Consider the following 22,156-nt stretch of genomic DNA (forward strand, 5'->3'; position numbering starts at 1 on the left):
CTAAGAAATTTTTTCTCCAATTATTGAATTTTTTAAAGATTCTTTTAAGCCCCTAACAACCGCGATCATTGATATTAAATCATCTAATTTATTAACCACAGATCCAACGCCAACTGCTGAGGCTCCAGAGGATATTGCTAGTGGACAAGTTACTTGGCTTAATCCAGAGGCACTCATGATTGGTATATTCAGAGATTGTTTCTTAAATTCTTGATTAATAGCATAGGTAGCTGAAAGAGTTGGTACTGATTTTTCAAAAAAACCTTGAATTCCTGGAGAGAAAGGAGTAGAACTGGTACCACCTTCTGTTTGAATAATATCAACGCCTTCTTCCACTAGCTTTAAAGCAAGATCAACTTGTTTATCAATAGGCATAGTATGAGGAACAGTTACTGATAAAGGAAAATTAGGCAATAAATCCCTCGTCTCTTTTGTAATGTTTAAAACTTTTTTATCTGAAAAATGAATGCCTTTTTCATAAAAAGTATCGTAATTTCCTATCTCAATTAATGATGCGCCTGCTTTTATACAATCTTTAAAAGATCGAGGCACTACTGAACTAACACAAACGGGTAGTGTTGAATTCTTAAGTGCTAAATCAACGAGTTCAGGTTTACAAGCAATATCGACAAGATCTGCACCTCCTAATGAAGCAGCCTCAACAATTATTTTTACAGACTGAACATCGAAATTATTCAATCCTGAAATAACTTTGAGTAAGGATTTACTTCTTAACTCTTCTTTGATTTTTTGTGGCAAAAGATTAATCAGACTCATTTACTTAATGAATTTATTACCCGATTGTGACATTGTTTTAGTAAAACAGTGCATTTTTTAAAAAATATTATCTGAGCAACACAAAATGACTGATAAAAAATTAAGTCAGAAAAATTGGTCATCATGGCATCATCAGCTTCACAAGGAGATTCTTACCAAAAAAATATTAATTCCCAAAGGATCCAATATTTTAATAAGTGTTTCGGGGGGGCAAGACTCAATGACCTTATTAACCCTAATTAATGACCTAAAAAAACTACATAATTGGTCTATTAGTGTTTGGCATGGTGATCATCAGTGGCACGAAAAGTCATCACTATATGCTCTTGAATTAAAAGATTATTGCGAAGATAAAAATATTTCATTCTCTTTTGATCAAGCAAATAAAGAAAGTATTTCTTCAGAAGAAAAAGCACGAGAATGGAGATATAAAAAATTATGTGAAAGAGCCAAAACTTTATTAAATAAAAACCAGCAAAAACATAATATTTATTTGTTAACTGGTCACACGAGTAGTGATAATACAGAAACATTTATCCTCAATTTATCTAGAGGAAGCAATTTTGCAGGTCTGAGTAATATTGAGAGTAAAAGATTAATCGAAAATCAAATTTATTTAATAAGACCAATATTAATTTTCAGTAGGGAAGATACAAAACAATTTTGCAATGATATGAAGATCCCAGTTTGGGAAGATCCTACAAATTCAGATCTTAAATTAAAAAGAAATTTAGTAAGAAAAAAAATTATTCCTACCTTAGAAGTCATCTATCCTGGTTGTTCTGAAAGGATAAATAATTTTTCCCAAAAAATGAGCAAATACAATAATGAACGTAATGATCTTAGTGAACTAGCGTATTTATATTGTAAAGATGTTAAAGGTATCGATAGGAATCTCCTAAATGGTATGTGTATTGAAGCGAGGTGCACAATTTTAAATAGATTTTTAAAAGAAATATCTGCAAAGCAATGTAGTTCTAAAAATCTGACAAAATTAGCAACTTCAATTTATGAAAAAAATAAAGGTCAAATTCATATGCAAGAGTCTTTAAAAATTGTTTGGGATAAAAACTATATAAATTTTGAAAAAAGTTAAGATGTTACAGCAGATCTTCTCCTTCTTGTTCTACCTTCAAATGAATCTTCTGTAGCAGTCTCAGCTAATGGATTCTGAGAAACTTTTGGACTTTTTTGGGTATTTTGTGGGTTATTTGAACTATTAGGATGATTATTGTTTGATTTCTTATGGAAATTATTATTATTTCTATTTCTATTGGAGAAATTTTGCTCTTCGGTAATCTTTGGAATATAAGCACGAGTTCCACTTGGAGCAGGTTGAACTAAACACAAAATAAGTGGTTCAACTTGTAATTCTCTTCTCATTCTTCTCGATAAACCATTTTCAATTTCTCTTTGTACACCAATCCAATCTACCTCAAAATTATTCGGCCCAGTTTGTCTGGATAATTGTTTCCATCTATTTTCTAGGACCCAGCTTATTTCTCGTTCTGTCCACATAGACATTTTTCTTGGCTCTGCAGTAGTAACAACTCCTCTTAAATTAACTCTAGGAGGCGCAACCATCTTCCCATCTGTACTAATAGGAGCTAAAACAGTTACTACACCATCCCCAGCTAATTGCTGTCTTTCCTTTAATACGCGAGCATCTACTATCCCATTTCGTGAGTTATCCAGCAGTTCAACACCAGCTTTTACAGGATCACCCTTTTGAATAGAATTAGGTGTTAACTCAACTACATCTCCATTTTCAATAATTAAGATATTATCCTTTGGAACCCCCATAGTTTGTGCACTTTTCCCATGACAAACAAGCATTCTATGTTCTCCATGAACAGGAACAAAAAACTTAGGTTTTGCGAGTGCCAACATTAACTTTTGATCTTCTTGAAAACCATGACCAGAAACATGAATATTCTCACCCTTTCCATAAACAACCTTTGCTCCGAGTTTCATTAATCTATCTATTGTATTTACAACAGAAATAGTATTACCAGGAATTGGGCTGGCTGAAAATATTACAGTATCAGTAGTCTTAAGACGAACATGCTGATGTTCACCACGAGAGATTCTGCTTAACGCTGCTAGGGGTTCACCTTGACTTCCAGTCATTAATAGTAGGGTTTCTCTATCTGGTAAGTCTCTAATTTGCTTGATAGGAACAAACAAATCATCTGGACATTTCATATAACCAATATCTCTTGCCTTAGCAATAACGTTTATCATAGATCTACCTAACAAACCGACCTTTCTTCCATGTTTCATGGCCAATTCTAAGATCATTGTCACTCTATGCACAGAACTAGCAAAAGTGGTAAGGATAACTCGTTCTTTTGCCTCTGCAATATGTTTTTCTAAAGAAGGATAGATAGTCTTCTCAGAAGGACAAAAACCTGGAACTTCGGCATTAGTAGAATCACTGAACATGCATAAAACACCCTTCTCTCCGTAATGCACCATTCTTTCAATATCAAATTGCTCTCCATCTACTGGCATATGATCAAACTTAAAATCTCCCGTGAAAATAATTGTGCCAACAGGTGTTGTAACTGCTAAAGAAAAGCTATCGCAAATAGAATGGGTATTTCTAATAAATTCAACAGAAAAATGTTGTCCTACTTTTACAACATCTCTTGGATTTACTGTCTGTATAGTTGTTCTATCAGATACACCTGCTTCCTCCATTTTTCCTCTAAGCATTGACATTGCCAGTCTTGGACCATAAATAATGGGAATATTAAAATGCTTTAAATGATGAGAAATACCTCCAATGTGATCTTCATGCCCGTGAGTGACAATCATTCCTTTTATTCTTCTTTGATTTTCTTTTAAAAAAGTTGTATCAGGCATAACAACGTTTACGCCATGCATACCATCAGATGGGAAAGCTAGGCCAGCATCAACAAGCATTAATTCATCACCATATTCAAAAACGCAAGTGTTTTTTCCTATTTCATGTAGTCCTCCAAGAGGTATTACTCGTAGAGCTGGCGTATTACTTTTAGATCTAGATGAATCATGAGTAGATCTATTTACAGTTGAATTTGTACTTGATTGCATAATTTTGAAATTTATGAAGGCCTGCTTGTAATCAAATAAGGTTTATTTAAATTTAATTATCAAGTTGAAAATAATCCCTATTATAAGGAATTCAGGATAAAAGATAGTTGCTTTTTCATGTCCTTGGTTAAAGGTGACAAAGGACTTCTAGGATTACCTACATCCCATCCCGATAGCTCCAAAGCAGCCTTAATTGGGATTGGATTAGTAGTCATAAAGAGTGCTTTGAAAAGAGGCTGAAGTTTTTCATGAATAGCAAGAGCATTGGAAACCTTTCCACTTTGAAAAGAATGAATCATTTCTTTCAATTGCAATCCAACTAAATGACTTGCAACACTTACTACTCCTACAGCACCTACAGATAACATTGGAAGCAACAATGAATCGTCGCCACTATACACAGAGAGTTCGGAGCCGCAAATAGCTCTTAGTTCTGTTACTTCTTCTATTCTACCGCTTGCAGCTTTAATACTGAGAATATTTGAGAAATCCATAAGTTTCTTCACAGTATCAGGTAATAAATTGCATCCAGTCCTGCCAGGAATGTTGTAGAGCATAAGAGGCAAATCCTTTGCAGATTTAGCAATAGAACTGAAATGTTTATAGAGACCTTCTTGAGGCGGCTTATTGTAATAAGGAACAACGACCAAAGCACCGTCGGCACCTGAGTCGTAAGCTTTTTTTGTAGCTTCCACAGCTTCGCTTGTACAATTGCTACCAGTGCCAACTATTACTTTACAGCTTGCATCCAAAGATCCTTTTACCGCAATAAATAAATCATGCTGTTCAGCCCATGAAAGAGTCGGAGATTCTCCAGTAGTACCGCACAACACAATTCCATCGGAACCGTTTTCAAAAAGATAATTTGAAAGTTTTATAGCTAGTTCATAATCTACATCTCCATTCTCAGTGAATGGAGTAACCATTGCAGTTAATATTCTTCCAAATAGTGGATTATTACACTCAGTTTTGTCTGCAATCATTTTTTTGGAATTAATAACTCAGCTATTTGAACAGCATTCAGAGCTGCTCCTTTTCTTATTTGATCTCCACATAACCATAATTCTAATCCATGAGGCTGACTTATATCAGTTCTTAGCCTGCCAACAGCAACATTATCCCTCCCCATAACATCATTTGGCATAGGAAATCTATTATTTTTGTAATCCTCAATAACTTCAATTCCAGGAGATTTTTTTAATTCTTTAAGAGCATCTTTAGGCTCAACTACATCGGCAAATTCAATATTAATCGATTCAGAATGTGCTCTCAGTACTGGGACTCGAACACATGTAGCAGAGAGCTTTAAATCAGCAATATTTAATATTTTCCTTGTCTCGTTAACCATTTTCATCTCTTCTTCGCAGTAATTATTTGAAAGCATAGGGGAATTATGTAAAAACAAATTAAAAGCAAGGGAGTATGGCAAAACTTCACTTTTTTGAGGATTTCCTTGAAGATATTGTTCAGTTAAAAGTTTTAGTTCCTCCATCGCCAGTCGGCCTGCACCACTGACAGATTGATATGTTGAGACAATAACTCTTTGAATAGTCGAAAGTTTGTTTAATGGAGCTAAAACTAATGTCAACAAAATGGTAGTGCAGTTTGGATTCGCTATTACCCCATCATGATTAAGTACGTCACTAGCATTAACTTCTGGGACTATAAGAGGAACGTTCTTATCTAATCTGAAAGCACTTGAATTATCTATCAGTAAAGCATTTTGATCAATAATGGTAGACAACCATTTTTTTGAGATACTTCCGCCAGCTGAAGCCAAAACTAAATCAAGATTCTTAAATTCTTCCTTAGTTGTTTTTTTTGTAACTAATTCTTCATCTTTCCAAATAATTTTTTTTCCTTCTGACCGCTCTGATGAAAGCAAGACCAATTCTGATATTGGTAAATCACGTTGTTCAAGAATTTTTAGCAATTCAGATCCCACAGCACCTGAAGAACCTAAAACAGCAACTTTTAATGGCCTGTTGGGCAAATACGGAGATTGTCTCACACTTTAAAATGATTTTTATAAATAGATTGACTATTTTTTTTACTTTATCAAAAAATTAACTTTCAAGGAAATCACATAATGTGAAATAATTAAGATTCTGCTCATAGTAATAACTTAGAAAAACATGGCTAAAGATGCACTAATAGTCAAAACAAAGCCTCTGCCTCAAAGTAGAATCTCATTCGAATTAGAAATACCATCTGAGACATGCAAAACGTGTGTAAATGAAACAATCAGTTCTATCAGTCGTTCAGCTAAAATTCCGGGATTTAGACTTGGTAAGATTCCTAAACAAGTCTTAATCCAAAGAATTGGCATCACACAATTACATGCTTCTGCTCTGGAAAAAATTATTGATAAATCATGGCAAGAAGCGTTAAAAATAAAATCTATAGAGCCACTAAGTGAGCCAGAATTGGTAGATGGATTTGAATCTTTACTTGCAAAGTTTAGTCCTGAAAAATCACTTAAGGTTACTCTTCAAACTGATGTTGCCCCAGAATTAAAACTTAAAAAATCCAAAGGACTAAGTGTTGAAATATCAAAGACAAAGTTTGATCCTAAGTCAATAGATGAAGCGCTAGAAAAATCTAGAAATCAATTTGCAAACATTATTCCAGTTACCAATAGAGCAGCAAAATTAGGAGATATTGCTGTAGTTAGTTTCAAAGGAAAATATAAAGATTCTGGTCAGGAGATTGATGGTGGAACAAGTGAATCAATGGATCTTGAGTTAGAAAAGAACAAAATGATTCCCGGTTTCGTTGAGGGAATCGTAAAGATGAAAATTGGTGATACTAAAACACTTAACCTTAAATTTCCTGATGATTATTCTCATGAGGATTCAAGAGGCAAAGAAGCAATTTTTGAAGTAAATCTCAAGGACCTTAAGGAAAAAGAATTACCCGAACTAAATGACGATTTTGCAAAACAGTCTGGCAAAGAATCATTAAAAGAATTAAAGAAAGATATTGAAAAGCAACTTAAAGAAAATTTTGAAAAAACTCAAAAAGATATCAAAATTGAAGCTTTATTGGATGCTTTAACAAACGAATTAGTTGCTGAAATTCCAAAATCTATGATTGATATAGAGGTGAGGAATAATATTGAACAAACCGCTCAAAGATTTGCTCAACAAGGTCTTGATGTTAAATCTACTTTCACTCCGGAATTAGTGAAGTCATTAGCAGAGTCCACAAGGCCTCAAGCTGAAAAAAATGTTCAAAGAAATTTAGCTCTTCAAGCATTAGCTAAAGAAGAAAACATAAGAGTTGAGAAAGATGAAATAGATTTAAAAATGAAAGATTATGAAGATGCCATCTCTCAATCTTCAAAACAAATAGATATTAAAAAATTAACTGAAGTAATAAGTAACGATTTACTCAAAGAAAAATTAATTATTTGGCTTGAAGAAAATTCTGAAGTAAAAGAAAAAAATACAAGAAACTCTAAATCTACCAAAACCTCCAAAACAAAAGCCATAAAAACTGCTACAAAAACTACAAAAGCTCAAAATAAAAAAGAAAAAAAATAATTTATGAAATTTCCTACTATTTAAACAAAAACCCCTTAAATTATTTATAAGATAAAAACTAATTTGTGAACTCAGAAAAAAAACATTTGATTCAAAGCTCAATAAGTTCTTACGAAAGTAATAAAAAAACTATTGCGGCTGTTCCTACCGTTATAGAACAATCAGGTAGAGGAGAAAGAGCTTTTGATATTTATTCAAGACTATTAAGGGAGAGAATAATTTTTTTAGGTACTGGAATTAATGATCAAGTATCTGACTCACTTGTCGCACAATTATTATTTCTTGAAGCTGAAGATCCAGAAAAAGATATACAAATATATATTAATTCTCCTGGAGGCTCAGTAACTGCAGGAATGGCCATATACGATACTATGCAACAGATATCTCCTGATGTAGTGACAATATGTTTTGGAGTAGCAGCAAGTATGGGAGCATTTCTCCTTTCTGGAGGAGCAAAAGGGAAAAGATTGGCTTTACCTAATTCTAGGATTATGATTCATCAGCCTCTTGGAGGTGCACAAGGTCAAGCAGTAGAGATTGAAATACAAGCTAAAGAAATACTTTTTCTCAAGAAAACATTAAATTCGCTTTTAGCAGAACATACCGGTCAACCTTTAGAAAAAATTAATGAAGATACAGAAAGAGATTACTTTTTATCTCCATTAGAAGCAGTCGAATATGGATTAATTGATAAAGTTATCAAAAAGTGACAAGGGATGCTGATTTTTTAAGAATATGATGACGAATCGATATTTATAAGCAATCCTAGTGAATAGGGGATATTTAACACCTTTCAAATTAAAACTTATAATCGATGGCTAAATTCGACGCCCATCTTAAATGTTCATTTTGCGGAAAATCACAAGACCAAGTAAGAAAGCTTATAGCTGGTCCTGGGGTTTATATCTGTGATGAGTGTATAGATCTATGTAATGAAATTCTCGATGAAGAACTTCTTGATAATCAAGCAAACACAAATAACTCTCCGCAAGTAAAAAAGAAATTACCAACTGATAATCCAAAAAAATCTGTTCCTTTAGAATTAACCTCAATTCCTAAACCATTAGAAATTAAAAATTTTCTAGATAATCAAGTTGTTGGACAAGAATCTGCAAAAAAAATATTATCAGTAGCCGTATACAACCACTACAAACGATTAGCTTGGAAAGTTAAAGAAGACAGTAAAAATAGCAATTCAAAAGATTCACAAGCAACTAAATTACAAAAATCTAATATTTTACTCATCGGCCCTACTGGAAGTGGAAAAACATTATTGGCTCAAACTTTAGCAGAGTTTCTTGATGTTCCTTTTGCAGTAGCTGATGCAACGACTTTGACAGAAGCTGGATATGTTGGTGAAGATGTTGAAAACATACTTTTAAGACTTCTGCAAAAATCAGAAATGAATGTAGAACTAGCTCAAAAAGGAATAATTTATATTGATGAAATAGATAAAATTGCGAGAAAAAGCGAGAATCCTTCAATTACTAGAGATGTCTCTGGAGAAGGGGTTCAGCAAGCATTATTAAAAATGCTTGAAGGAACAATTGCTAATGTGCCACCGCAAGGCGGAAGAAAGCATCCTTATCATGACTGCATCCAAATTGATACAAGTCAAATATTATTTATTTGCGGGGGAGCCTTTATAGGTTTAGAAGATATCGTTCAAAAGCGTATGGGTAAGCATTCCATAGGGTTTACCACCAATTCAGATCAAAACAGAGTTGATACAAAAAAAACAGTAGACCCAAGGGATTCCTTGAAAAATTTAGAATTAGATGACTTAGTAAAATATGGCTTAATTCCAGAATTTATTGGAAGAATTCCTGTTTGTGCTGTATTGGATCGTCTTACTAAAGAAACTTTAGAGTCTATTTTGACTCAACCAAGAGATGCATTAGTAAAGCAATTCAAAACTTTGCTAAGTATGGATAATGTTGAATTATCATTTGAGCCTGATTCTGTTGAAGCGATAGCAAATGAAGCATATAACAGAAAAACAGGTGCAAGAGCATTAAGATCAATAATTGAGGAACTAATGCTTGACGTAATGTACACTTTGCCTTCTGAAGAAAATGTGAAAGAATTCACAATTACGAAAAAAATGGTCGATAATTTATTCTCATCTAAAATTGTAAAACTACCTTCAGGATCAAAAAGAATTATTAAAGAGTCTGCATAAAATTTAGATTTTAATTGTTTTAATTTAATCCCTAATTTTTCTAATTAATGAAAAATAAATGCCAAATATACATAAGCCTTTTCATCAAAAATATAGACCAAAGAACTTAGACGAACTGGTTGGGCAAAAATTTATATCCATTACACTCAAACAAGCACTATTAACCAAAAAAATTGCTCCTGCATATCTTTTTAACGGTCCAAGAGGTACTGGAAAAACATCAAGTGCAAGAATATTTGCAAAATCTCTAAATTGCCAGGCATTCGACCAACCTACTATAAATCCTTGTGGTAAATGTGAATTATGTGCACAAATTACAGATGGGAACGCTCTAGATATTATCGAGATTGATGCAGCATCAAATACAGGAGTAGAAAATATAAGAGAAATTATAGAAAGAGCGAGATTTGCACCTACTCAAGCGAGATGGAAAGTATACGTTATTGATGAATGTCATATGCTTTCAACGGCAGCTTCAAATGCTTTACTAAAAACTATTGAAGAACCACCCTCAAGAGTTGTATTTATTCTTGCGACAACAAATCCTGAGAGAGTACTAAATACAATACAAAGTAGATGCCAAAAGTTCGATTTTAGGAGAATAAGCCCCAATGATATTTTTCAACATTTATCAGAAATAGCAGAAAAAGAGTCCATTGATTATGAAGTTCAGGCATTAAAAATGATTGCAAAAAGATGTAATGGAGGTATGAGAGATGCACAAAGCCTCCTTGAACAACTGAATCTTTTACCAGAAGGAATCACAATTAATAATCTACAAAACCTGCTAGGAGAAGTATCAGAAATTGAATTAACAAATTTGATTAAATCATTGATTGAAAATAATCCTGAGTCATTAATTATCACCTGCAACAAATTATATGATGCGGGAAATGAACCCCTACAAATAATTATCGGATTATTGAATATAACAAGAGATTTATTACTACATTCTACAAATAACAATTATTCAGATCTCTATTACACGTCAGATGGATTCCAAGATGAATTAGATAAAATCTCAAAAAAAATAAATAAATCAAAAATTATTAAATGGCATAATCATCTCAGAAATATTGAATATCAAATCAAAACAAGTGATAATCCAAGACTTTGGTTTGAAATACATTTAACTGGCCTTCTAGATTATCAAGAAATAAATATTTTAAAAAATAATGAAAAAATTAAAAATAATGCGACTAAGGAGAAGGATGAAAGCATAAAAAACATTGCAATAATTAATGGAGAAATTATTTCTAATGAAATTCAAAAACCAAGTATCAAAAAAGAGATATATAACGATGAATTGATCGAAAAAAAAGACGAAAAATTAGAAAAATTTGACGTTCTTGACAAAGAAAGTACCAAAAATATTTCTGACAATAACCAAAATAAACCTAGATCAAATAATTTAAAAGATAAATGGGAATTAATTCTTTCTAAAGTAGAGTTACCATCAACAAGAATGTTACTTTCACAACAAGCAGAACTTGAAAGTTTGGATTCAGAGCAAATCATAATTGCATTATCTCCAAACTGGGAAAATATGATAAAAAGCAGAAAAGTTATAATTGAAAATACTGTAAAAAAGATTTTTGGAGATCAAATAATACTTAATTTTTCAACAAAACAATTAAATAAAAGCAACCCAACAAACACTCCAGAAATAACTCAAAATGAAGTAAATAATTTTCGACCAATAAAAAAAATAGAACCAAAAACTAATTCGTCAACAAAAATATCAAACGAAGAAAATTATGATGATAGTTCAAAAAACTTAGCAAATTTTTTTAATGGAGAAATTATAGAATTTGATGAATAAACTAAACTCCAGTATGAACAGTTTTTCGCCAGAGTATCTTTTTGGGGAAAATAGACATCTTTATTGTCACCCAAGGGATGACTAAAAACCAATGCGATAAATAAAAAACCGATACAAATACCATCAAAAAATTACTTTTTTGCAATACAGGTACTTCGCTTTTGCAAGAAGAACCGTACCAAAAGGCAATTCCAGATAATATAAAAGCTGTCAATGAAATAGGCCAGTAAATTGGTTGATCTAATAAAGCAATACTGAAAACTAAATCAAAAATAGAAATGATTGGTAGTGCATATTGCAAGATGAAGAAGTAAGTTAAATCAAATTTTTGCAAATAATCAATTTTATTGGTGAATAATTGATCTCCATAATCAAAGAATCTTTGCAACCCCCCCTCTGCCCATCTTTGCCTTTGTGCTAATAAAGCATTTAAATTCTCAACTGCTTCCTCCATGACTGGAGGGTCCCATAAGATTCCAATGCTAAATTTTGATAATAATAATCGTAAACTCAAATCAAGATCGTCAGTCACAGTATATTCATTAAAAGATCCACATGCCAATAATGTATCTTTCTTAATTAATTGGCCATTTCCCCTTAATTCAGAAACTCCAGCGACTGATAATCTTCCATATTGAAAAATTGCATCCATAGCCATCTCCATTGACTGACAAGAAGTTAAAAAATTCTTACTTACATTTGTTACTGATTTTCTTAGTTGAACTGCAGACCAATTACCCTCTTCTACAAAACTAAATAACCTTATCAAAGAATCTTGTTTTAATTGAGCATCAGCATCCAAAACTAATAACCATTCACCATAAGTAAACTTCAAGGCATAATTTAAAGCTCCTGACTTTCCTCCGCCTGCATTTGGAGAACGACTTATGACTTTTAGCTTTTCATATTGTCTAGATAATCGATCTAAAATTAAAGGCGTCTTATCAGAACTGCCATCATCGATTATGTAAATATTTAATTTATTTTTTGGATAATCTAAATTAAATAATCTTTCAACTAATCTTGCTATGACATTCTCTTCATCTCTAGCTGCAACTAAAATATCAAGCACAGGTAACTCTTTATTGCTAATTCTGCTGCTTACAGTATTTGAAATGTTGTTCCTTTTTAAATTTCTAGAAATAACTATTAACCCGTAAAAAACAATCACAAAAGAAAGAGTCAATATAGTATTAAAGAAATTTTCGATAATGTAAGCATGGGGAATAAAAGCTACTAAAAAACAAGCACCAAGAAATATAAACGACTTCAATCTTCGATTTTTATAAAAACCCTTACTCATAAAAGTAAATTTTAATTACTTAACTTTCATTGAGACAATATCTCAATTGTTTGCAGTTTTGCATCTCGATAGTAATGATTCAATATTTCTTTATAAGAGAATCCTAATTTAGCCATTTCGATTGCTCCTGACTGAGATAAACCTACACCATGACCGAAGCCTCCTCCTCTCAAAAGCCATAAATCATCACTTAATTTATTAATAGTAAACAAATTACTAGGTATAAAATTTAATACTCGTCGAATATCATCTTTAACTAGAACAATAGATTTATTGACTTTGTCCGTTTGTATTTCTAATTTTGTCACTCTGCCACTAGAACCACGTTCAATAGAATTTAAATCCAAAACATTATCATTATTATTTATGAGTTTGTTTTTAATTAACTTTTCTTTAATTTCAAGACTAGAAATTTTCTTATTCCATCGAAAGAGAGAATGATTACTACCATAAAACTTTTCTTTATCAAAATCTAAAAAGTTATTTAAATCAGATTCATTTGTAATTGGGAGTTCAAAAATTTTATTTAATGATTTAGAACCATCAATGATTGAATTGAAATAAAAATAATCTTGAATTTGCCAAGACTCGCCTGCAGTAGCAGATACGCCACCATTAGAACCATGGTAAAAAGCATTTATTGGTTGATTTCTATAAGTGAGAATTAAATTTGAAGTTTCTTCTATGGCTTTTTGCACGGTTTTATTTGAAATTTTAGGTGGCTTATAAACTTGACATTGAGTGGTTATACATAAATGATATTTATCCATACTAAATCTATCAGAATTAAATATTCCCCAAGTTCTTGCAATAACTGCTTGAGCCTTGAGTGCTTCTAAAGGAGAATTCGGTCCAATTTCATATGGCAAAACACCTGCCAAATAGTCATCAAATTCAATTTTTTGTACTAATGTCCAAGTTCCATATGAATCTTTTATTAAATAAAAATTTTTACCAAAATTGACACCATTTATTTTTATTTCCTCTTGAGCATAAATATTTATAGGTCCTTCGAGTTTCATAACACTATATTCATTGTGAAGAACAGGAGTAATTTGAAAGTTTTTTATTTTTCTGGAAATCTTATTTTTTGATTCAAACTCTGGCAGATCATCTTGAAATGGAATCCATACTTCCCAATTTTTAGGGTATGCAACAGTAGTTTCAAATCCTTTCTCTTTAAGTTTGACTGCTTGTTTTTTTGCTGACTCATAGCTAGCAAATGGACCGAAAACAATTCTTTCTATTATTTTTGGATTTTTGATGGGTATATCCACCCAGCTAATATTAATTTGTTTTGATTTATGTTTAATACCATTAGACGATATCAGGTTTAAAAACCCTTTATCAGCATTAAAAATGATATTCCTTTTTTTTGAAAAACTGTCATTCTCCCCGCCTAAATATTGCTTTAAACCAATTAAAAATTTTCCTTTTTTAATTTCCTTATTTAATTCAACCTTCAGCAATTCTTCTCCTTTTACATCTGAAGTAAATGTAGTGTTTATTATTAAGAGAGAAATACAACTTAAAAATAAGTTTAAAAAGGTAAATTTAAGTTTCATAAGTTAGAACTTTCTTTATCAATTAAAAACTTTAATTTGCACCAATGCCTATAAAGGTTTAGATTACTCTAATTAAACACATTTGACTTAAATGTCTAAACTAAAAACTCGTAAATCAGCTGCTAAAAGATTTAAAGCTACTGCGACGGGTAAATTCATGAGAAGAAGAGCTTTCCATAATCATTTACTTGATCATAAAAGCTCGAAATTAAAAAGACATCTATCAACAAAAGCAGTAGTTGATGAAAGAGATGCTGATAATGTAAGATTAATGATTCCATACGCATAAATCTTTAACCAATTTTTATTAGATATTCATGGCACGCGTAAAAAGAGGCAACATAGCCAGAAAACGAAGAAACAAAATCTTAAATCTTGCAAAAGGTTTTAGAGGCGGCAACAAAAATCTTTTCAGAACGGCAAACCAAAGAGTGATGAAAGCTCTTTGTAATGCTTATAGGGATAGAAGAAGAAGAAAAAGAGATTTTAGAAGACTTTGGATTTCTAGAATAAACGCATCTGCCAGAATAAATGGAACAAACTATAGCAAGTTAATAAATGGCATGAAAAATTCAGAAATTATCATTAACAGAAAAATGCTTGCTCAATTAGCCTTAAACGATCCTAAGTGTTTTGAAAAAATTGTTTCTTCCGTTAGTAATTAGAAAAAAAGAATATAATTTAGAAAATTAATTATTAATAATGGAAATTTCTTCCTTTCAATCCTATTTAATAATTCTTTTTGTCGTATTAATAATAATTTCTATTTTTGTATTCAGACAATTTCTAAAAACAAGAAGTGAAGAATTAAATTTAGTAAAATTCGAGCAGAAAGGTTTAGATTCTCTCACTCAAGCTACAGAATTATATGAATTTGGTTCTATTCAGATAAAAAAAAGATTATACTCTGAGGCAACTAAAACTTTTTTAAAAGCAATTGAAAATTATGAAAATGAACCTGATGAAGCCAAGGCGATAATAAATAATGCTTTAGGATTTTCTTATGCTGCTCAAAATGAATTTAAGAAAGCAATAAAACACTATAACTTTGCTATAAAATCGCTCCCTGAATATCCTATAGCCCTAAATAACCTCGCATCAGCACAACAGCGTTTACTTGAGTACGACTTAGCATATGCAACTTATCAAAAGGTTTTAGTGATAGATCCAAAAAACAAAACGGCCATTAAAAAAAGTAAGGAGTTAGAAAAAAGAAATAATTATAAACCTTATAAAGGTATAAAAGATAAGGGATTTTAAATATGAAAAATTATTCATCTTTACTAATTGGAGGAAAACAATTTTCCAGTAGATTAATGGTAGGTACTGGCAAATACAAATCTACTCAAGATATGGTAGAAAGTTTGTCAAATTCTGAGACTGAAATTATAACCGTCGCTGTTAGAAGAATTAAAAATAATCAGACCGGAGAAAATTTACTCGAAAAGATCAACTGGAAAAAATACTGGATGCTTCCTAATACAGCTGGTTGCGTTAATTCAGATGAAGCAGTCAGAATAGCAATTTTAGGAAGAGAACTTACAAAATTATCTGGTCAAGAAGAAAATAATTTTGTAAAGTTAGAAGTAATTCCAGATAAAAAGTATTTACTACCAGATCCAATAGAAACCCTTAAAGCAGCCGAAATTTTAATAAAAAAGGGTTTTGCTGTACTTCCTTATATCAATGCAGATCCTATTCTTGCAAAAAGACTAGAAGAAATAGGTTGTGCAACTGTAATGCCATTAGGCTCGCCTATTGGCTCTGGGCAAGGTTTATTAAATTTATCAAATATAAGAATAATTATTGAGAATGCAAAAGTGCCAGTAATAATTGACGCAGGAATTGGAGTGCCAAGTGAAGCCTCTCAAGCTATGGAACTTGGTGCTGATGGCGTCTTAATCAATAGTGCTATAGCACAAGCTGAAAATCCTCCTCTAATGGCTCAGGCTATAAATTATGGAGTTAAAGCTGGCAGGCAAGCTTTTCTATCGGGAAGAATTAAAAAACAAGACTTTGCAGTTGCAAGTTCACCTGAGAAAAATATATCTTTTTAATTCTCTAAATTAAGCAAAGTTTTAAAAAGAGGTTAAAAATTTATTATTTGATTTTATTTATTGTATTAAGAAAGAAGATTTGAAACTATTTACAATGTTTTTTCGCAAATTGGAAGCACACTGTAGTAATTTAATAAATATATTATGAATCTATTAATTCTGGAGTTCTGAGTGAAAGTTATTGTTCTAGGTGGAGATGGTTTTTGCGGTTGGCCTTGTGCGGTGAATTTAGCAGAGCAAAATCATGATGTAATTATTGTCGACAATTTAAGTCGTAGAAAAATTGATATTGATTTAGAGGTAGAATCTTTAACTCCAATTGCTTCGATAACAGAACGACTTTCTGCATGGGAAGAAATTGGAGGTAAGCCTATAAGATTTATTAACATGGATATCTCTAAGCAATATCAAAAATTACTCAATTTGCTAATTGATGAAAAACCAGATTCCGTGATCCATTTTGCAGAACAAAGAGCAGCACCTTACTCTATGAAATCGAGTTTTACTAAAAGGTATACAGTAGATAATAATGTTAATGGCACCCACAATCTTCTGGCGGCAATAGTAGAGAGTAATTTAGATATTCATGTTGTTCATTTAGGAACAATGGGAGTCTACGGATATGGATCACATAGAGGAGCAACAATTCCAGAAGGTTATCTAAAAGTTGAAGTTCCTCAACCAGATGGAAGTCGCTTTGAAGAAGAGATATTACACCCCGCAAGTCCAGGTAGTGTTTACCATATGACTAAAACTTTAGATCAATTATTATTTCTTTACTACAACAAAAATGATCTTGTTAGAATCACTGATCTACATCAAGGCATTGTTTGGGGAACAAATACAGAAGCAACTTTAAAAGACCCTAGATTGACAAACCGATTTGACTATGACGGAGATTATGGAACTGTTCTAAACAGATTTTTAATGCAAGCTGCCATTGGATATCCATTAAGTGTTCATGGGACAGGAGGACAAACAAGAGCATTTATACACATAAAAGATTCTGTAAAATGTGTACAACTTGCTCTTGAGAATCCTCCAAAACCTGGAGAGAGAGTCAAAATTTTTAATCAAATGACTGAGAGTCATCAAGTTGGAGAACTAGCTAAAAAAGTTGCGTCTCTAACAGGAGCTGATATCAATTATTTACCTAATCCAAGGAATGAAGCAGTAGAAAATGATCTCATTGTTGATAATAAATGCTTTATAGAATTAGGTTTAAACCCAACGACTCTTGATAATGGCTTATTAGAGGAAGTTGTTGAAGTTGCTAAAAAATACTCCAATAGATGTGATATTAAGCGCATACCTTGTGTTTCATCTTGGACTAAAAAACAAGCTAAGGCTATAAAGACTAATTAAAATTTCTGAAATAATTACCCTAAGAAAGTGAAAATTGCATTGTTTACTGAAACTTTTTTACCCAAAGTTGACGGCATAGTAACAAGACTGACTAAAACGATTGAATTTTTAATAAAAAATGGTGATGAAGTTATAATTTTTTGTCCAGAAGGGTGTCCAGAAACATATATGGGAGCAACTGTAGTTGGAGTTGCTGCAATGCCATTACCCTTATATCCAGAGTTGAAACTTGGTTTACCAGGTCCTGCAGTCTCAGATAAGTTAGAAAAATTTAACCCAGATTTGATACATGTTGTTAATCCAGCTGTACTTGGCTTAGGCGGCATATGGTTGGCGAAAACTAATAATATTCCTTTAATTGCTAGCTACCATACTCATCTTCCTAAATATCTAGAACATTACGGAATGGGTATGTTAGAGCCGCTTTTGTGGGAATTACTTAAAGCAGCTCATAATCAAGCCTTATTAAATTTATGCACTTCCACAGCAATGGTCAATGAATTAAAAGATAAAGGTATTCAAAGGACTGCTCTTTGGCAAAGAGGAGTAGATACTTATAGTTTCAGACCAGATTTGAGAAGTGAGAAAATGAGAGAAACATTATTTGGAAAATATAAGGATGCTAATTATTTATTGATTTATGTAGGAAGATTATCAGCCGAAAAACAAATTGAGAGAATTAAACCAGTCTTAGAAAGTATCCCTAATGCTTGCCTAGCACTTGTAGGGGATGGACCTTATAGAAACCAACTTGAAAAAATCTTCGAAAATACAAAGACTAATTTCATAGGATATTTATCTGGCGATGAACTTGCTAGCGCCTATGCCTCTGGAGATATATTTTTATTTCCCTCTAGTACAGAAACACTTGGATTAGTTTTACTTGAAGCAATGGCAGCAGGATGTCCAGTGATCGGAGCCAACAAGGGGGGGATTCCAGATATAATTAGTGATGGGATTAATGGTTGTTTATATGATCCTGATGAAAAAGATAATGGGGTACAAAGTTTGATTGAAGCGACAAAAAAAATTCTAGAGAATGAAGATCAAAGAGAAGTTATGAGGAAAGAGGCACGAAATGAAGCTGAAAAATGGGACTGGAATCAAGCAACTTTACAACTACAAAATTATTATTCAAATACTCTCAAAGAATTAGATTAAACTTAATCTTAATTATGCTACGTGTGGAGGCGTAGGATTACTATACGAACTTAAAGGTAGTATTAAAGTAGCGATATTTTGATTCTTTTCAGGCCTTTTTTTCTTTGGAAATTTTTTACCAAAAGGTACTCTTATAACGTTAGTTCCCTCAATGGAACAAATATTTGAGTTATCTTCTGAAAAATTATTGACAAAGTTTGGTAAGTCAACATTTTTAACTGGCAGGTGCTTAACATTACCAGATTGAAAATCTTTGGTCATAGCTTCAAATACCCCAAAAAATTTGATGCTCGAATATTTTAATAAAAAAATTTAAAAAAATTCTATAAGAAAATATTAAATTTTTATTCACATTGATAATAACCAAGTAAACACAAGTACGCTAGTCTTTTAAGCACATTTTTTTTCTTCTAACGTCTCTCCTTGATTTACATTACAAGAACAAATTAAATTGCGATCGCCGTATGCATTATTAATCCTAGAAACTGTGGACCAAAACTTTATAGTTGTAGGAGTTTTATAAGGAAAAGAAGCTTTTTCTTTAGAATAAGGATAATGCCAATTATCAGCAATCAACTCTTTAAGCGTATGGGGAGCATTACTTATTACATTATTATTTTTTAATTCAATATTATTTTCTATTTCACTGATTTCTTCTCCGATCAATAGCATAGCCTCACAAAATCTATCTAATTCTGCCAAACCTTCACTTTCGGTAGGCTCTATCATTATGGTCTCTGGAACAGGCCAACTTATAGTTGGGGCATGAAAACTATAATCTATTAATCTTTTAGCTAAATCATTTACACTCAAACCGGTTTTGGATTTTAAATCTCTAAAATCTAAAATACATTCATGTGCGACAAAATTATTTTTTCCTTTATAAAGAATCTTAAATTTATGCTTTAAAGAATGCGCAATATAATTTGCAGATAAAATTGCATGCGAAGTTGCTTTTCTTAAACCACTAAGACCAGCCATTTTTATATACATCCAACTTATTGGAAGAATACTTGCACTCCCATTCTTGGCGGAAGATACGAAATTGGAACTATTAAAGAAATTATTATCAATTAACGAATGAGTAGGAAGAAATGGGCTTAAAGTTTCTGATGCCGCTACTGGACCAACTCCTGGACCACCGCCACCATGTGGAATACAGAATGTTTTATGTAAATTCAAATGACAAACATCAACACCATAGTCCCCGGGTTTACATAATCCAACCTGAGCATTCAAATTTGCTCCATCTAAATAGACAAATCCTCCAACAGAATGAATTAATTCACATATCTTTCTAATTTGTAATTCAAAAACTCCATGAGTAGAAGGATAGGTCAACATAAGAGCTCCGATTTGGTTATCAAATTTCTTGACCTTGGTCGACAAATCTTGAAAATCAATATTTCCTTCGTCATCACATTCAACAGTTAAAACATCAAAACCTGCCATAACTGCACTAGCAGGATTGGTTCCATGAGCACTTTTAGGAATTAAACATTTTTTTCTTAAAAGTTCGCCTTTTGATTCAAAATAAGAATTTATTGCCAATAAACCCGCAAACTCTCCTTGAGAACCTGCATTTGGTTGAAAAGAAACTGATTTTAAACCAACAATATCACTTATCCATTTTTCTAGGTCAGATATTATTTTTGAATACCCCTTAGTTTGATCTGACGGAGAAAAAGGATGGATAGAAGATAAATTAGCCCAAGAGACTGGATTTAACTCTGCTGCAGAATTTAACTTCATGGTACAACTTCCTAATGGCATCATTCCATCTACCAAAGAAAAATCTTTTTCAGCAAGTCGGTATATATATCTCATTAATTCAGTTTCACTTTGATAATTAGTGAATATATCTTGCTGCATCCATTCAGTGGATCTCAGAGCTAAACTTTCAAGATGAAATCCTTTATCAAATTTTATATGCTCTAAATCTTCTTTTTTTTCTATGAGGTTCGCTATGAAAGTCAAAATATCTTTGATTTCTTTTTCATTACTAAGCTCATCTAAAGAGATCCCAAAGCCAGTTGAATCTTCAATAGTTGATCCCAAGGGCAAAATTCTAAAGTTAAAGCCGTTTTTTAACGCTTCATTATGGATCTTTTGGGAATGCTCAGAATAAACATCTACACTATCAAATCTAATCCCATCAGGTATATCAAAACCTAAATCAACCAAACATGATTCTAAGTTTATTCTCAACTCCACTAATCTCTTAGCAATTTGCGTTAATCCAGAGGGGCCATGATAAATAGCATAAAAAGAAGAAATTATGGCTAATAAAGATTGAGCAGTACAAATATTACTTGTGGCCTTCTCCCTTCTAATATGTTGCTCTCTTGTTTGCAATGCTAGTCTTAAAGACTTTTCTCCATTTTTAGAGAGAGTTTGCCCAACAATTCTTCCAGGTATCAGCCTTTTATATTTTTCGCTACATGCAAAATATGCGGCATGAGGGCCACCAAAACCCATTGGAACACCAAATCTTTGCATACTACCCACTGCTACATCAACACCAAATTCAGAAATTGGTTTAATTAAGACTTGTGCCAATGGATCAATACAAGCCGATACAATAATTTCTGATCTATGTGCTTGGGATATTAAGAATGTGGGGTCAAATAATTCGCCATTTTTACCGGGTAATTGCAACAAAATTCCAAAGACATCATCATGATTAGGAAGGTTACTTTGAGTAAAGCGTTTTAAGAATATTCCCAAAGGTTTTGCTCTGGTTTGTAAAACATTAAAAGTATGATCAAAAACATTTGATTCTACTAAGTACACTTTTGAAGATTTATTTTTTCTTGCAGCAAAACTCATGGCCATAGCTTCTGCAGCAGCAGTCCCCTCATCTAACAAAGATGCATTGGCGACAGGGAATCCTGTTAGTTCACAAACAATAGTTTGAAAATTAAATAAAGCTTCTAATCTTCCTTGCGCAATTTCTGCTTGATATGGAGTATAAGATGTGTACCACCTAGGATTTTCAAGAACATGTCTTTGAATTACTTTAGGCATGTGATTGCCATAGTAACCAAGGCCTATTAGTGATCTCATTTTGGTATTCTTCTTCGCAATCTCTTCTAATTCATTTAAAGCCTCAATTTCTGAACAACCTTGGGGCAATATTTCTGAAGATTTATCTTTAAACCGAATATCTTCAGGAATAACTTGATTTATAAATTGGTCAATATTATTAAAACCAAGCTTGTTCAGCATAATTCTTTCATCATTATCTCCTAACCCGAGATGTCTATCTATAAACAAATCGGACCCAAATTTGGATGTCATA

At 32.2% G+C, this 22,156-nt stretch carries 19 protein-coding genes; 11 read left to right on the forward strand and 8 right to left on the reverse strand.

Translation table 11 applies throughout. From position 1 onward, the window contains the following. The gene (locus EU91_RS00465; RefSeq protein ID WP_032525157.1) at positions 1 to 777 is read right to left on the reverse strand and encodes a DUF561 domain-containing protein; all 777 of its coding nucleotides are present in this window, start codon (positions 775 to 777) and stop codon (positions 1 to 3) included. A gap of 85 nt (positions 778 to 862) precedes the next feature. On the opposite strand from EU91_RS00465, the gene tilS reads away from it, so the two are divergent. Further along, complete coding sequence (gene tilS / locus EU91_RS00460; protein ID WP_032525158.1) at positions 863 to 1,873, forward strand: tRNA lysidine(34) synthetase TilS; 1,011 nt, start codon at positions 863 to 865, stop codon at positions 1,871 to 1,873. Here tilS and EU91_RS00455 read toward each other — a convergent pair. From EU91_RS00455 to EU91_RS00445, 3 genes are all read right to left on the reverse strand, one after another. Continuing rightward, on the reverse strand, positions 1,870 to 3,855 hold the full coding sequence (locus tag EU91_RS00455; RefSeq protein ID WP_032525159.1) for a ribonuclease J: 1,986 nt from the start codon (positions 3,853 to 3,855) through the stop codon (positions 1,870 to 1,872). The two genes, tilS and EU91_RS00455, sit on opposite strands and share 4 nt — an antisense overlap. 80 nt (positions 3,856 to 3,935) lie before the next feature. Then, positions 3,936 to 4,838, reverse strand: coding sequence for a 4-hydroxy-tetrahydrodipicolinate synthase (gene dapA / locus EU91_RS00450; RefSeq protein ID WP_032525160.1), 903 nt, complete (start codon positions 4,836 to 4,838; stop codon positions 3,936 to 3,938). Next, positions 4,835 to 5,866, reverse strand: a complete 1,032-nt coding sequence (locus EU91_RS00445) for an aspartate-semialdehyde dehydrogenase (protein ID WP_032525161.1) — start codon at positions 5,864 to 5,866, stop codon at positions 4,835 to 4,837. The genes dapA and EU91_RS00445 overlap by 4 nt, the downstream gene beginning before the upstream one ends. 124 nt (positions 5,867 to 5,990) lie before the next feature. On the opposite strand from EU91_RS00445, the gene tig reads away from it, so the two are divergent. From tig to EU91_RS00425, 4 genes are all read left to right on the forward strand, one after another. Further along, positions 5,991 to 7,400, forward strand: a complete 1,410-nt coding sequence (gene tig, locus EU91_RS00440) for a trigger factor (RefSeq protein ID WP_032525163.1) — start codon at positions 5,991 to 5,993, stop codon at positions 7,398 to 7,400. 65 nt (positions 7,401 to 7,465) lie between these two features. Continuing rightward, positions 7,466 to 8,110, forward strand: coding sequence for an ATP-dependent Clp endopeptidase proteolytic subunit ClpP (gene clpP, locus EU91_RS00435; RefSeq protein ID WP_032525164.1), 645 nt, complete (start codon positions 7,466 to 7,468; stop codon positions 8,108 to 8,110). A gap of 104 nt (positions 8,111 to 8,214) precedes the next feature. Next, the gene (gene clpX / locus EU91_RS00430; protein WP_032525165.1) at positions 8,215 to 9,582 is read left to right on the forward strand and encodes an ATP-dependent protease ATP-binding subunit ClpX; all 1,368 of its coding nucleotides are present in this window, start codon (positions 8,215 to 8,217) and stop codon (positions 9,580 to 9,582) included. Positions 9,583 to 9,640: 58 nt separating this feature from the next. Continuing rightward, positions 9,641 to 11,404 (forward strand): DNA polymerase III subunit gamma/tau, encoded by a 1,764-nt coding sequence (locus EU91_RS00425; protein WP_032525166.1) that lies wholly within the window; start codon positions 9,641 to 9,643, stop codon positions 11,402 to 11,404. Position 11,405: 1 nt separating this feature from the next. Here the strand turns inward: EU91_RS00425 and EU91_RS00420 are convergent, their stop codons facing one another. Both EU91_RS00420 and EU91_RS00415 read right to left on the reverse strand, forming a co-directional pair. Next, a complete protein-coding gene (locus EU91_RS00420) occupies positions 11,406 to 12,707 on the reverse strand; it encodes a glycosyltransferase (protein WP_032525167.1) in 1,302 nt (433 codons plus the stop codon). Between the two features lie 26 nt (positions 12,708 to 12,733). Further along, complete coding sequence (locus tag EU91_RS00415) at positions 12,734 to 14,272, reverse strand: SpoIID/LytB domain-containing protein (protein WP_032525168.1); 1,539 nt, start codon at positions 14,270 to 14,272, stop codon at positions 12,734 to 12,736. A gap of 91 nt (positions 14,273 to 14,363) precedes the next feature. Here EU91_RS00415 and rpmI point away from each other — a divergent pair, with 91 nt between their 5' ends. The 6 genes from rpmI to EU91_RS00385 all read left to right on the forward strand — a co-directional run bounded on the left by rpmI (position 14,364) and on the right by EU91_RS00385 (position 18,855). After that, the gene (rpmI, locus tag EU91_RS00410) at positions 14,364 to 14,561 is read left to right on the forward strand and encodes a 50S ribosomal protein L35 (protein ID WP_011819271.1); all 198 of its coding nucleotides are present in this window, start codon (positions 14,364 to 14,366) and stop codon (positions 14,559 to 14,561) included. A gap of 28 nt (positions 14,562 to 14,589) precedes the next feature. Next, positions 14,590 to 14,937 (forward strand): 50S ribosomal protein L20, encoded by a 348-nt coding sequence (gene rplT / locus EU91_RS00405; protein WP_011377296.1) that lies wholly within the window; start codon positions 14,590 to 14,592, stop codon positions 14,935 to 14,937. Between the two features lie 37 nt (positions 14,938 to 14,974). Then, on the forward strand, positions 14,975 to 15,532 hold the full coding sequence (locus EU91_RS00400; protein WP_032525169.1) for a hypothetical protein: 558 nt from the start codon (positions 14,975 to 14,977) through the stop codon (positions 15,530 to 15,532). 2 nt (positions 15,533 to 15,534) lie between these two features. After that, entirely contained in the window at positions 15,535 to 16,329 is a 795-nt protein-coding gene (locus EU91_RS00395) for a thiazole synthase (RefSeq protein ID WP_032525170.1), read from the forward strand. Positions 16,330 to 16,500: 171 nt separating this feature from the next. After that, a complete protein-coding gene (locus tag EU91_RS00390) occupies positions 16,501 to 17,694 on the forward strand; it encodes an NAD-dependent epimerase/dehydratase family protein (protein ID WP_032525171.1) in 1,194 nt (397 codons plus the stop codon). Positions 17,695 to 17,721: 27 nt separating this feature from the next. After that, positions 17,722 to 18,855: a glycosyltransferase family 4 protein gene (locus tag EU91_RS00385; protein WP_032525173.1), complete on the forward strand. Its 1,134-nt coding sequence runs from the start codon at positions 17,722 to 17,724 to the stop codon at positions 18,853 to 18,855. 12 nt (positions 18,856 to 18,867) lie between these two features. Here the strand turns inward: EU91_RS00385 and EU91_RS00380 are convergent, their stop codons facing one another. Both EU91_RS00380 and gcvP read right to left on the reverse strand, forming a co-directional pair. After that, entirely contained in the window at positions 18,868 to 19,116 is a 249-nt protein-coding gene (locus tag EU91_RS00380; RefSeq protein WP_032525174.1) for a hypothetical protein, read from the reverse strand. Between the two features lie 129 nt (positions 19,117 to 19,245). Continuing rightward, positions 19,246 to 22,155: an aminomethyl-transferring glycine dehydrogenase gene (gcvP, locus tag EU91_RS00375; RefSeq protein ID WP_032525176.1), complete on the reverse strand. Its 2,910-nt coding sequence runs from the start codon at positions 22,153 to 22,155 to the stop codon at positions 19,246 to 19,248. Position 22,156: the final 1 nt, after the last annotated feature.

This window comes from Prochlorococcus marinus str. GP2 (assembly GCF_000759885.1).
Classification (GTDB): Bacteria; Cyanobacteriota; Cyanobacteriia; order PCC-6307; family Cyanobiaceae; genus Prochlorococcus_A; species Prochlorococcus_A marinus_J.